The 13,174-nt window shown below is 62.8% G+C and carries 10 protein-coding genes; 8 read left to right on the top strand and 2 right to left on the bottom strand.

The genetic code is table 11. The features are described from left to right. Positions 1–66: 66 nt before the first annotated feature. On the bottom strand, positions 67–1,275 hold the full coding sequence (locus CKW22_RS20030) for an ammonium transporter (RefSeq protein WP_033700459.1): 1,209 nt from the start codon (positions 1,273–1,275) through the stop codon (positions 67–69). 323 nt (positions 1,276–1,598) lie between these two features. On the opposite strand from CKW22_RS20030, the gene CKW22_RS20025 reads away from it, so the two are divergent. The 8 genes from CKW22_RS20025 to dacB all read left to right on the top strand — a co-directional run bounded on the left by CKW22_RS20025 (position 1,599) and on the right by dacB (position 10,651). Continuing rightward, entirely contained in the window at positions 1,599–1,913 is a 315-nt protein-coding gene (locus CKW22_RS20025) for a YqjD family protein (RefSeq protein WP_047583282.1), read from the top strand. A 9-nt stretch (positions 1,914–1,922) separates the two neighbouring features. Further along, positions 1,923–2,297: a phage holin family protein gene (locus CKW22_RS20020; RefSeq protein ID WP_033700463.1), complete on the top strand. Its 375-nt coding sequence runs from the start codon at positions 1,923–1,925 to the stop codon at positions 2,295–2,297. After that, a complete protein-coding gene (locus CKW22_RS20015; protein ID WP_033700465.1) occupies positions 2,294–2,623 on the top strand; it encodes a hypothetical protein in 330 nt (109 codons plus the stop codon). The genes CKW22_RS20020 and CKW22_RS20015 overlap by 4 nt, the downstream gene beginning before the upstream one ends. 117 nt (positions 2,624–2,740) lie before the next feature. Then, entirely contained in the window at positions 2,741–4,072 is a 1,332-nt protein-coding gene (locus CKW22_RS20010) for a deoxyguanosinetriphosphate triphosphohydrolase (RefSeq protein ID WP_033700467.1), read from the top strand. A gap of 282 nt (positions 4,073–4,354) precedes the next feature. Then, positions 4,355–4,972 carry a response regulator transcription factor gene (locus tag CKW22_RS20005; protein WP_033700468.1) on the top strand — a complete coding sequence of 206 codons (618 nt, stop codon included), beginning with the start codon at positions 4,355–4,357 and terminating at the stop codon, positions 4,970–4,972. Between the two features lie 8 nt (positions 4,973–4,980). Beyond that, positions 4,981–8,589, top strand: a complete 3,609-nt coding sequence (locus tag CKW22_RS20000; RefSeq protein ID WP_095064876.1) for a transporter substrate-binding domain-containing protein — start codon at positions 4,981–4,983, stop codon at positions 8,587–8,589. A gap of 63 nt (positions 8,590–8,652) precedes the next feature. Beyond that, complete coding sequence (locus tag CKW22_RS19995; protein WP_033700471.1) at positions 8,653–8,997, top strand: YggL family protein; 345 nt, start codon at positions 8,653–8,655, stop codon at positions 8,995–8,997. A 196-nt stretch (positions 8,998–9,193) separates the two neighbouring features. Continuing rightward, a complete protein-coding gene (dacB, locus tag CKW22_RS19990) occupies positions 9,194–10,651 on the top strand; it encodes a D-alanyl-D-alanine carboxypeptidase/D-alanyl-D-alanine-endopeptidase (protein ID WP_033700473.1) in 1,458 nt (485 codons plus the stop codon). A gap of 78 nt (positions 10,652–10,729) precedes the next feature. Here the strand turns inward: dacB and CKW22_RS19985 are convergent, their stop codons facing one another. Further along, positions 10,730–13,135: a diguanylate cyclase gene (locus CKW22_RS19985; RefSeq protein WP_095064874.1), complete on the bottom strand. Its 2,406-nt coding sequence runs from the start codon at positions 13,133–13,135 to the stop codon at positions 10,730–10,732. Between the last annotated feature and the right edge of the window lie 39 nt (positions 13,136–13,174).

Raw genomic sequence — 13,174 nt, 5'->3', positions numbered from 1 at the left:
GTTCTCGGTTTGGCTTTGGAAAAGCCTATTCTAGGTCCGTCCCGCCCACTGCGCACCTGGCCTCGCTCAATCCTGGCTGGTTGCACCAATGCGGTGCAGCGACAGGTCCGCGCCCTGAAACTCCTGCTCGTGGCTCAAGCGCAAGCCATGCAGCGCTCGGATCACCCCATAGACGACAAAGCCACCGAGCAATGCCACCAGCACCCCCATAACACTGCCCAGCAACTGGCTGGCCAGGCTGACACCGCCCATGCCACCAAGGGCGGCCTGGCCGAACACGCCACAGGCAATGCCACCCCACACACCGCACAGGCCGTGCAACGGCCACACGCCCAGCACGTCGTCGATTTTCCAGCGGTTCTGCGCCGCTGTGAAACTCCAGACAAACAGCACCCCAGCCACCAGGCCGGTGGCCAGCGCGCCAATCGGGTGCATCAGGTCGGAACCGGCACAGATCGCCACCAGCCCGGCCAGCGGCCCATTGTGCAGGAAGCCCGGGTCGTTGCGCCCGGCCAGCAAGGCCGCCAGGGTGCCGCCGACCATGGCCATCAGCGAATTGATCGCCACCAGGCCGCTTACGCCCTGCAAGGTCTGGGCGCTCATCACGTTGAAGCCGAACCAGCCAATGATCAGGATCCACGAACCCAGCGCCAGAAACGGAATGCTCGAAGGTGCAAAAGCCACCAGGCGGCCGTCGCGGTAGCGCCCGCGCCGTGGCCCCAGCAACACCACTGCCGCCAGCGCCAGCCAGCCGCCCATGGCATGCACCACGACAGAGCCGGCAAAGTCATGGAACGGCGCCCCGAAGCGTGCGTGCAGCCAGGCCTGCACACCGAAGTTGCCGTTCCACACCACGCCTTCGAAAAACGGATAGACAAACGCCACGATCAACGCGGTGGCACACAGCTGCGGAACGAAACGCGCACGCTCGGCAATGCCCCCGGAGATGATCGCCGGGATGGCAGCTGCGAACGTGAGCAGGAAGAAGCACTTGACCAGCGCATAGCCATGGTCGACGGCCAGTTGCGCCGCCGGCTGGAAGAAACTCACGCCGTAGGCGATCCAATAGCCGATAAAGAAGTACACCAGCGCCGAAATGGCGAAGTCGCTGAGAATCTTCGACAAGGCATTGACTTGATTTTTGTGCCGTACAGTGCCCACTTCGAGAAAGGCGAAGCCAGCATGCATGGCCAGCACCAGAATGGCGCCCATGAGAATGAACAGGGTATTCGAACCGTGGACCAGGGAGTCCATCGCGCTGTGCATGTGTTCCATGAATAGGCAGACCTGCTGAAAAGGCACCAGGACAGATCAAGAACCTGCATCCCTGCACCGAATCGGTGCCAGCCCCCTGCCCCGTTTGCTGAATGGGGCGAGGCCTGCATGGTTTATTCTTGGGTTTGTCGAGGATTGGGTTAAGGTTTACGTTAGTTCGTCACGCAGGGCGCCCCGAATCGGCGCAGTGCACGCCAGCGGCGCCCCGCTACGTGGCAAAGCCTTAGCAAGGCCCATACCAGCCCAGTTACCCGCACAGCCACTTGAACCTTCGGCATGTGCTATCACTCGAACTACCAACACTCATCGACAGGGAGAGACCCATGGCCAGCAAATCGGCAAAGACTGCTCAAGAGATATTGATGGCTGACTTTCAGGCCTTGGTCCGCGACACCGAGAAGCTGCTCGCCGACACCGCCAACTTGGCAGGCGATCAGGCTGACGAATTGCGTGAACAGATCCATGACCGCCTGACCCAGGCCCGTGAAACCCTGCAACTGACCCAGGAATCGGTGCGCGACCGCGGCCAGGCAGCCCTTGGCACCGCCGAGCAGTACGTGCAGGAAAACCCCTGGCAGGCCATCGGTATTGCGGCGGGCGTGGGGCTGTTGATCGGCCTGCTGGCCAATCGGCGCTGAGGGATTCCCATGGAGAATGACGCCATCGGCGCCGGCGCTTCGGGCAAACGCCTGGGCGCGGCGATGCTCGGGCTGCTGCACAGCCACATCGAGCTGTTTGGTATCGAGCTGCAGGAGCAGAAGGGCCGCACCTTGAGCCTGCTGTTGTTCGCAGGTTTGGCACTGGTGTTCGCCCTGCTGCTGCTGACGGCGCTGTCCGGGCTGCTGCTGGTGCTGCTGTGGGACAGCTATCGCCTGGCGGGCATCATCGGCCTGTGCGTGTTCTACGGTGTGGCCGCGTTGTATTGCGGTTTGCGTTTGAAGGCTGCGGTGTTCGACGAGTCATCGCCGTTCGGCGCGACCCTCGAGGAACTTGCCAAGGACCGGGAGCGCCTGTTGCCATGAGCCTGCCTGAACTACCCAATACTCGTAACCCTCGCGAACTGCGCAAGGCCCTGTTGCGCCTGCGTCTGGAGATGCACCGCCAGGAAATCCGCCACGAGTCGGGGCAACTGCTCGAGCCACTGCAGCGCGTGCGCGGCATGGGCAGTTCGCTGCACGAGGGGCTTGGCATCAAGCATGCGCCGCTGTGGGGGATTGGCGCGGTGGTTGCCTTGGGCTTTCTCACCGGCAAGGGCGTGCGCAGTGGCAACCTGACACGGCTGGTGCGCTTGGGCGGCAGCTTGTTGCCGCTGATTCGACTGTATCTGCAGGGCAGCCGCCGGCACTGACGTTTTCGCATCACCTGAACAGACGCGATCACCCGCCGGTGATCGCGTAAACCTTCAGCTTGCATGGTGACTCACGACACAGGAAGCTACGCCCATCGACCGACAGGAGATCGAGCCTTGGACTGGCATACCTTGCTGACCCGCGAACGCCTGGGCAAAGCCCTGTACAGCCCCGAAGAACTGGGGCGCAGCCCTTTCCACAAGGACCACGACCGCATCATCTTCTCCGGCGCCTTCCGCCGGCTTGGGCGCAAGACCCAAGTACACCCGGTTACCAGCAACGACCATATCCATACGCGCCTGACCCATTCCCTGGAAGTCAGTTGCGTCGGCCGCTCGCTCGGCATGCGGGTGGGCGAAACCCTGCGTGACAGCCTGCCAGACTGGTGCGAACCGAGTGACCTCGGGATGATCGTGCAATCGGCCTGCCTGGCCCACGACATCGGCAACCCGCCGTTCGGCCACTCCGGCGAAGACGCCATCCGCCACTGGTTCCAGCAGGCAGCAGGGCGTGGCTGGCTGGACGACATGAGCGATGACGAGCGCGCCGACTTCCTCAACTTCGAAGGCAATGCCCAAGGCTTTCGCGTACTCACCCAACTGGAGTATCACCAGTTCGACGGCGGCACCCGGCTGACGTACGCCACCCTCGGCACTTACCTCAAGTACCCCTGGAGCGCCCGCCATGCCGATGCCCTGGGTTACAAGAAACACAAGTTCGGCAGCTACCAGAGCGAACTGCCGTTGCTCGAACAGATCGCCCGCAAACTCGGCTTGCCGCAACTGGAAGATCAACGCTGGGCGCGCCACCCGCTGGTCTACCTGATGGAGGCCGCAGATGACATCTGCTATGCGCTGATCGACTTGGAAGATGGCGTGGAGATGGAGCTGCTGGAGTATGCCGAAGTCGAGGCGCTGCTACTCGGCCTGGTGGGCGACGACCTGCCGGAAACCTATCGCCAACTCGGCCCGCGCGACTCGCGACGGCGCAAGCTGGCGATCCTGCGCGGCAAGGCCATCGAACACCTGACCAACGCCGCCGCCCACGCCTTCGTCGAACAGCAACAGGCACTGCTCGCCGGGCATCTGCCCGGCGACCTGGTCGAACATATGCACGGCCCGGCCAAGCACTGCGTGCTGCAAGCCAAGGACATGGCGCGCAACAAGATCTTCCAGGACAAACGCAAGACCCTGCACGAAATCGGCGCCTACACCACGCTCGAGATCCTCTTGAACACCTTCTGCGGCGCGGCCCTCGAACAGCATGGCGGCCGCACCCCCTCGTTCAAGAGCCGGCGTGTACTCGACCTGATCGGCAACAATGCACCGGACCCGCATGGCTCATTGCACAGCGCCTTCCTGCGCATGATCGACTTCATCGCCGGCATGACCGACAGCTATGCCAGTGAAATGGCCCGCGAAATGACGGGGCGCTCCAGCCCGACCTGAGCCCGTCAGGTGCAGCCCGAGCACAGCCTCTGGCTGCACCCTTTCTTGAAGGAAACTTCCTACTTGTGTAGGTGCCGATTAAACACCACGAATAACAGTCAATGAAAAGTTACCAAACAAGGTTTGACATCAAGCTCCACAGGCCAAATTCGTAGCCCGATTTGTTTTATCCTGTAAGCCATTTCCCATATACAGCGAATAGCCCTTCCTCACATGCCCGACGACTTCCAACTGGGATAAGGTGCCACCCGTCACCCTCACTCGCCCGCAGGGAAGTTGAACATGCACTCCGTATTTATTGTCGACGACCATCCCGTTATCCGCCTGGCCGTTCGTATGTTGCTGGAAAATCAGAACTACAAGATCGTCGGCGAATCGGACAATGGCGTTGACGCCATGCAGATGATTCGAGAAACCGCCCCTGACCTGGTCATCCTCGACATCAGCATCCCCAAGCTAGACGGCCTAGAGGTGCTTTCCCGCTTCCAGGCCATGTCCCTGCCGTTGAAGGTTCTGGTGCTGACCGCCCAATCCCCGGCGTTGTTCGCCGTACGCTGCATGCACTCGGGCGCTGCGGGCTATGTGTGCAAGCAGGAAGACCTCAGCGAACTGCTCAGCGCGATCAAGGCAGTACTTGCCGGTTACAACTATTTCCCCAGCCAGGCAATCAAACACAATCAAACGGTAGATGCCGACCTGCAACTCTTCCGCCAGGTCAATGACCGTGAACTCATGGTCCTGCAATTATTTGCCCAAGGGCGAAGCAACAAGGAAATCGCCAAAGGCATGTTCCTCAGCAACAAGACGGTGAGTACCTACAAGAAGCGCCTGATGCACAAACTCCAGGTCGAGACCTTGGTGGACCTGATCGAAATGGCCAAACGCAACGCACTGGTCTGAGGGTTTTCATGGCGCGCCATATCGCCCGGCTGTTACTCGCCCTGGCACTGGTCAGCGGCGCAATACACGCCAACCACCACGGAGTTACCGCGTATGCCCTGCTGGCACGCTCATCGGTAATGCCAGCACAGCCTTCTCTTACGGCCCCGCAACGCCAATGGCTCGAAAGCCGACACGAACTGGTGCTGGGGACCTCTGCGCCCGACTATCCGCCCTTCGACATCACCAGTGGCGGCCGCGACTATCAAGGCCTCACCGCCGAGTATGCAAACCTGATCAGCCTCGCCCTGCAGCTGCCTGTACGCGTGCTGCGCTTCAACAGCCGACAGGCAGCGGTAGAGGCACTCAAACGCGGCGATATCGACCTGCTCGGCAGTGCCAACGGCTATGAAGCGACAACGGACGGTCTGGCACTGTCGCACCCCTATGCCATTGACCAGCCGGTGCTGGTCACCCGTGAGGACGAACGCCGCCCTTTGGACCTGGGCCTGGAGAACATGCGGCTGGGCATGCTCTACCACTACCTGCCGAGGCAGGAGATAGGCAGTGCCTACCCCAAGGCCCAGGTGCTGGCCTTCGGCTCGTCTTCCCAGGCCTTGAATGCCGTTGCATTTGGCCAGGCCGACGTGTTCATCGGCGACACCATCTCCACCCATTACCAGCTCAATCGCGGCCACCTGCCCGGCCTGCGCATCGCCAATTTCAGCAAGCACGAAGCGATCGGCTTCAGCTTTGCCATGCGCAAGGCGGATGCGTTGCTGCTGGAACTGGTCAACGCCATTCTCGACAATCAGCCTGCAGCCGTGCGCGCCAGTATCTTCAAGCGCTGGAGTGCCGGCAGCGACCTGCTCCTGACCGACCGCAAGCTGCAACTGACAGAGGCTGAGGAATTCTGGTTGCAACACCACCCGGTCATGCGCGTGGCCATCGACGATACTGCGGCGCCCTTGTCCTTCTTCGATGGTTCGGGATATTTCAGGGGCATCACCGCCGACCTGCTGGAGCTCATCCGCCTGCGCACCGGCCTGCGTTTCGAGGTGCAGCGCGCCAGCGGCATTGCCGACATGATCGCCCGCCTCAAGGACGGCCGGGTGGATGTGATTGCGGCGCTCACTACCGACGGTGAGGCCGAGCAGACCCTGCAAATCAGCCGCCCTTACCTTGAAAGTGTCTATGTATTGGTCAGCCGAGCGAGCAATGGGCAATACACCTCTCTGGAACAACTGAAGGACCGACGCATCGCGATTACCCGCTACAGCGCGATGGATGACCTTTCCACGCGCTATCCGCACATTGGCTGGATCGAGACCGAGAGCTCCTTCTATTCCACGGCGCTGCTCAAAAGCGGTGCTGTAGATGCCGTGATCACCACCTTGATAGACGCCAACCATGCGGTGGCCACCCACCCCGACCTGGTCATACGCGCCACCGTCGGCAGCGAGCCGGCCAGCTACGCCATGGCAGCCGCCAGCCATTCACAGACGCTGGTATCGATCCTCGACAAAGCGTTGTTGAGCATTCCGCCGGAAGAGCTGGGGGTGATAAACAACCGCTGGCGTGGTTACGGCCTGCATGACGACAGCACCTGGCAGAGCTTTCGCCGGCTCGCCTGGCAAGTGCTGCTGGGTACCGGGCTGTTGCTGCTGCTGGCACTGATCTGGAATGCCCGCCTGCGCCTGCAGATCAAGCAGCGTCAAAGCGCCGAGCGGGCGTTGAACGACCAGCTGGCATTCATGCGTGCGCTGCTCAACGGCACACCGCACCCCATGTACGTGCGTGATCGCGAAGGTTGCCTGCAAAGTTGCAACGACAGCTACCTGGAAGCCGTTCAGGCCTGCAGCGAAGAGGTCATGGGCAAGCGCCTGGAGCAAAGCCTGTTCGCTGACTGCGAACATACTCACCAGATCCAGGCCGATTACCTGAAGGTCATGGCCGCCGGGACCCCACTGATCATCGATCGGCCGCTGCGGGTCAAAGGCCGCGAAATGACCATCTACCACTGGATCCTGCCATACCGCGACTCACTGGGCGAAGTACAAGGCATCATCGGCGGCTGGATCGATATCAGCGAACGGCGCCAGCTGGTTCAGGAACTGCGCCAGGCCAAGCAGCAAGCCGAAGATGCCAACCGCGCCAAAAGCACGTTCCTGGCCACCATCAGCCATGAAATCCGAACGCCGATGAACGCCGTCATCGGCATGCTCGAACTTGCCGTCAAACGTGCCGACCAGGGTCGGGTGGACCGTTCAGCCCTGGAACTGGCCCACCATTCGGCCAAGGACCTGCTGGGGCTGATCGGCGATATCCTCGATATCGTGCGCATCGAATCCGGGCATCTGTCACTCACTCCGGAGCCGGTCGACCTGGCCGCACTGGTCGAGTCGGTGGGCCGTATCTTCGATGGCCAGGCGCGGCAGAAGGGCCTGGCCCTGGAGGTGATGATCGAACCGGCGGCCCGCTGCCATGCATTGCTCGACCCGCTGCGCTTCAAGCAGGTGCTGTCCAACCTGGTCAGCAACGCCATCAAGTTCACCGAGCATGGCCAGGTACGCATCTGCGTTTGCCTGCAGGAAGCAGAAGCCTCCTCTTACCCGACTCTAGAGCTGGAAGTACGTGACAGCGGCATCGGCATTCACGCCGATGACTTGCAACGCCTGTTCAACCCATTCATCCAGGCCAACCCGCACAGCCAGGGTGCCCGCGCAGGCACTGGCCTTGGCCTCGCGATCTGCCGGAGCCTGTGCGAAATGATGGGAGGCACGCTGACCATCAAGAGCCTCGAAGATGTCGGCACCCAGGTTCGCTTGAAAATGCCGTTGCAAGTTGTCAGCGCCGACGCTGTCGAGAGGCCGGTGATCGAACCTGTCGACGTACCCGATCCACGCCTGAACGTGCTGGTGATCGACGACCATCCCGCCAACCTGCAGTTGATGGCGCAGCAGCTGGGTTACCTGGGCCTGGGCCACACCTGCGCCAGGGATGGCCGTGAAGGCTTGGGCCTGTGGCGCGCAGGCGCCTTCGATGTGTTGGTGCTCGACTGCAACATGCCGCACATGAACGGCTACCAGCTGGCCAGTACCGTACGTGCCGAAGAACGGCAATACGGGCGATCGCGCTGCACCATCCTCGGCTATACCGCCAACGCCCAGCCCGAGGTCATGCGCAAGTGCCTGGATGCCGGCATGGATGACTGCCTGCTCAAACCCATCAGCCTGACCACCCTGAGCCAGCGCCTGGCCGGCATCAGCCCACGGGGCCGACAGCCATGGCGGCGCAAACTGTTCGACCTGGAGGGCCTGGGCACGATCGTCGGCCAAGCCCCGAACGACCGCCAGCGCTTTCTGGCCGCCCTGCACGAGAGCCTGCAAACGGACCTGGTGATTCTGATGAGCCTGCCCGCACAAGACGCCGACGCCGTTGCCGACCAGGCGCACAAGATCCTCAGCGCCGCCCGCATGCTGGAGGCGCCCGAGCTGATGGCGGCGTGCGAAGCGCTGCAGAACACCACGTTGCCGACACCGCAACTGCGCCTACGGCGCCAGGCACTGGCCCGGCACATGCGCCGGGTGGAGAAGGCGTTGGCCGCTGACATCAAGGCTACCGGCGGGCTTGAATGAGCAAGGCAGCCACACGCCGAAGCTGGTAGACTGCGCGGCGATATTACCTAAGAGGATTGTTTCATGGCCACTAACCGCTCCCGCCGCCTGCGCAAAAAGCTGTGTGTCGACGAGTTTCAGGAATTGGGCTTCGAGCTGAACCTGGACTTCAAGGAAGACTTGGATGATCAGGCGATCGACGCATTCCTCGATGCCTTCCTGGAAGAAGCCATGGACGCCAACGGCCTCGACTACGTAGGCGGTGACGATTTCGGTCTGGTGTGCTCGGCCAAACGCGGTTCGGTCACCGAAGAGCAGCGTGCTGCCGTCGAAGCCTGGCTCAAGGGCCGCAGCGAACTGACCAAGATCGAAGTCAGCCCGCTGCTCGACGCATGGTATCCGGGCAACGCGATCAACCCGGCCGAGTGATACCTGCGCTACCCAGCGGCTTGCACGCTGAAAAGGCCACCCTTCGGGGTGGCCTTTTTTGTTGGCGTCGCTTTTGTGTCGAACGTGGCCCATCGTGGCTAAGCTTGGGGCATAATGCGCGTTCTATTTCGTCCTGGGGCCATCATCTCTTACAGCCCCAATGTCCTTCTCCCTCGCCGCAGGGTATTTACTGAATATGATCAAAACGCTCCGTCCCCTCGTTCTCGCCGGCCTGCTCCTGCCCTTCGCCCTGCCCAGCCAGGCCGCCGCCGTCAATACCAGCCTGCCACCCAAGGTGCAGCAGGCGCTTAAAGCCAACAAGCTGCAAGACACTGCGCTGTCTTTGGTGATGCTGCCGCTGGATGGGCCAGGCGCCGCGACCGTGTTCAACGCCGATGTCTCGGTGAACCCGGCCTCGACCATGAAGCTGGTCACCACCTACGCAGCGCTTGAACTGCTCGGCCCTACATTCCAGTGGAAGACCGAATTCTACACCGACGGCACCTTGAGCAACGGTGTGCTCAACGGCAACCTGTACCTCAAAGGTGGCGGCGACCCGAAGCTGAACATGGAAAAACTGTGGCTGCTGATGCGTGACCTACGGGCCAACGGCGTGCGCACCATCAGCGGTGACCTGGTACTGGACCGCAGCCACTTCGTGCAGCCCAACCTGCCGCAGTTCAACGATGATGGCGGCGACGTCAACAAGCCGTTCCTGGTCAAGCCTGACTCGTTGCTGGTCAACCTCAAGGCACTGCGCTTTGTCGCCCGCAACGATGGTGGCAAGGTGACCATCGCCGTCGAACCGCCGATTGCCAACATCCGCATCGATAACCAGGTCAAGCCCGTGGCGTCCAAGCAGTGCAAGGGTGACGTGCGCTACAACCCTGTGCCCCAGGCCGATGGCGTCAGCGTGGTGGTCAGCGGCCAACTCGGCGATGGCTGCAACTCGCAGACCTACCTGTCGCTGCTCGATCACCCGACCTACGCCGCCGGCGCCGTGCGGGCGATCTGGAACGAGCTCGGTGGCAGCATCCAGGGCCGCGATCGCATCGAGAACGTGCCCAAGAGCGCACGCCTGCTGGCACGGGCCTTCTCGCCCGACCTGGTGGAAGTGATCCGCGACATCAACAAGTACAGCAACAACACCATGGCCCAGCAGCTGTTCCTCAGCCTGGGTGCACAGTTCCGTACCGATGCCGATGGCGATGATGCCCGTGCGGCGCAACGCGTCGTTCGCCAGTGGTTGGCGAAAAAAGGCATTACTGCACCTCACCTGGTGATGGAGAACGGCTCCGGCCTGTCGCGCGCCGAACGCGTCAGTACCCGCGAGATGGCCGCGCTGCTGCAGGCTGCCTGGAAGAGCCCCTACTCGGCCGAGTTCATCAGCTCCATGCCGCTGGTGGGCATGGACGGTACCATGCGCAAGCGCCTGAAACGCACGGCCATGACCGGTGAGGGGCACATCAAGACCGGCACCCTGAATACCGTGCGGGCCATCGCGGGCTTCAGCCGCGACAGCAACGGGCATACCTGGGCGGTCGCGGCCATTCTCAATGACCCGAAGCCGTGGGGCGCATCGCAGGTGCTTGACCAGGTGCTGCTGGACCTCTATCGCCAGCCGAAACTGGGCACCAGTACTGCGGCCAACTGACCAAGTCTCGGCCTAAACACCGGTGGGGGCCGCAGGAACGGCCCCCCGCGTCTGCCGGCCACCTAGCCCGTGCAGGGCTCAGGTCAATTCCCCTTCCACCCGGTCCCGCCCCGCTTGCTTGGCGGCATACACCCCGGCATCCGCGCGCCACAGCAAGGCATCGGCGCCCTCGCCTGGCCGCCAACCCGCCACACCGAAGCTCGCGGTCACCTCGCCTACCCCTTCGATCGGTACGTTGCGCACACCCTGCCACAGCTCTATCGCCAGTAGCCGCGCCTGCTCGGCATCGCTACCCGGGCACAGCACCATGAACTCCTCCCCGCCCAGCCGGCAGAACACGTCGGTTCGTCGCAAGCGCAAGGCGATGCGCTGGCACAGGCTGCGCAGCACCAGGTCACCCACCGCGTGGCCGAACTGGTCGTTGATGCGCTTGAAGTGATCGATATCGAGCATGATCACCGCCAACGCCAAGCCATCACGCTGAGCGCGATCCAGCTCGACCTTGAGCCGCTCCTGGAAATAGCGCCGGTTATGAATACCGGTCAGCGCGTCGGTCACCGACAGCGCACGCAACTCCTCCTCCACCCCCTTGAGGTCGGAGATGTCGGTCAGGTAGCCATGCCAAAGGGTACACCCCGCATCGCCGACCTCTGGTGTCGCTTCGCCGCGCACCCAGCGCAAGCCCGCACGCGGCAGGCAGACCCGGTACTCCTCGCGCCACGGCGTGAGGTGGTCGGCCGAGTAGCGCACCGACCGGCGTACGCGGTCCAGGTCATCGGGGTGGATACGCTCGAACACCAGCGTGGCGTCCTCGTGCAGCTGCTGCAGGTCGACCTCGTAGATGTCGTACAGGCCTTTGCTGGCATACGGGAAGCACGAGCTGCCATCGGCATCCAGGCGGTACTGATAGATGCCGCCGGGTACCTCGGCACTGAGTTTTTCCAGCAGCCGGTCACGCGCCGCCAGCGCCTCATGCACCCGGCGTCGTTCCGTGACATCGATGCAGATCGCCAGGTAGCCGACCCATAGGCCTTGTTCATCGAGCATGGCCGTGACCAGCATGTTGGCCAGCAGATGGCTGTTATCGGCGCGCAGCAAGGTCCACTCGCCAGGCTCGGCACCGCTCTCCTGCACCGTTTCGGCAAACATCGCCTGGCCACCGGCAATACACCGCCCGTAGCGCTGGCTCAAGGCATGGGCGCGCTGGCTGAGTTCTTCAGGCAGCACCAGGTCCTCCAGGCGCAGTTGGCCGATCGCCTCGCTGGCCGAATAGCCGAGCATGCGCTCGGCTCCGGCATTGAAGGTGCTGACCACCCCCTTGAGGTTGGTAGCGATGATCGCCACCTGGGTCGCGGCATCCAGCACGCTGCGCAACTGGTTGTGAGTGCCGCGCAGGGATTGCTCGCTGACTCGAAGCTCTGCAGTGCGCTGCTCGACCAGGGTCAAGGCGCGCTGGCGCTGGCTGAACAGGCTGTAGAGCAAGGCACTGAGCAGTAAGCTCAACAGCCCGCCCAATAGCCCGACCGTCAGCGCAGCCGATGAACGGTTGGCCTTCAGAAACGCCACACTCGGCCGCACAAGCAGCTGGAATGGGTGGTCAGCCAGGTGCAGCAACTGGCTGCTCGCCAACGCCAGGGGTGCTGCCTCGTTCTGGGAGTCGAACACCACTTCAGGCCCTTGCAGCCCGGAAGGGTCTTCGATGCGCACGACCAGATTGTCATCAGCCAGGGCCGGCAACCCATCGCTGATGAGCTCGCGCAGGTTGAGCAACGCCATCACATACCCCGCCGCCGCGCCATGCGGCGCTGCGTCGGAGAACACCGGCGCCACCATCAGCAGGCCACCTGCCTGTGCTGCCGGCCGCCCAGCCTCGGCATCCATGATCTGCAGGGGCTCGGACACCGCCATGCTGCCAGGCTCCAGCGCACGCGCCAGGGTTGCCTGGCGCGCGCCCTGGCCAGCAAGGTCGAGCCCGTAAGGGAGTGCCGGCTGATCAGCTGACTGGGTGTAGAGCACCGGAAAGTAGTGGTCACGCAGTGGCGCCGGCTGCCAGTTGCCCTGCGCATCCTGATCGCGGATCACATAACCCTGGCCCAGCCAGGCCGAGGTGCGCTGTTCGAAATCGGCACGCTGCGCCGCCTCTACGCGCGGCGCCCAGGCGTAAGCCAAAGTGCGCTGCAGCAAGGGCCGTGCGTAACCATCGAATTCGCGGGGGGTGATTTCATTGGAGAAGCTGAAAAACCGCCGCAGCCCGTCCAGGCGCTGCTGCTGATCATCAAAACGCTCGGCGATGCGGCTGTAGCGCTCGCTGGCCAGCAACTCGAAGCGCTGGCGCAGTTGCTGCTTGTAAAAGGTGTGCGCAGCAAGCGCCAGGGTGGCCGACAGCAGGCCGCCAGCCACCAAGGCCACCAGCGCCACGGCCCAGGCGGACACCCCTTCGCTGCACAGGCCAAGAAACCTCGCACGTACGCCAAACTTGGACATAAACCCATCTCGTCACGTCAGCGTCCTGCGGATTATCTT

Source organism: Pseudomonas sp. Irchel s3f19, from assembly GCF_900187555.1.
Lineage (GTDB): Bacteria > Pseudomonadota > Gammaproteobacteria > Pseudomonadales > Pseudomonadaceae > Aquipseudomonas > Aquipseudomonas capeferrum.
Note: the sequence above shows the minus strand (reverse complement) of the source record. Positions and strands in the feature narration are given on the sequence as shown.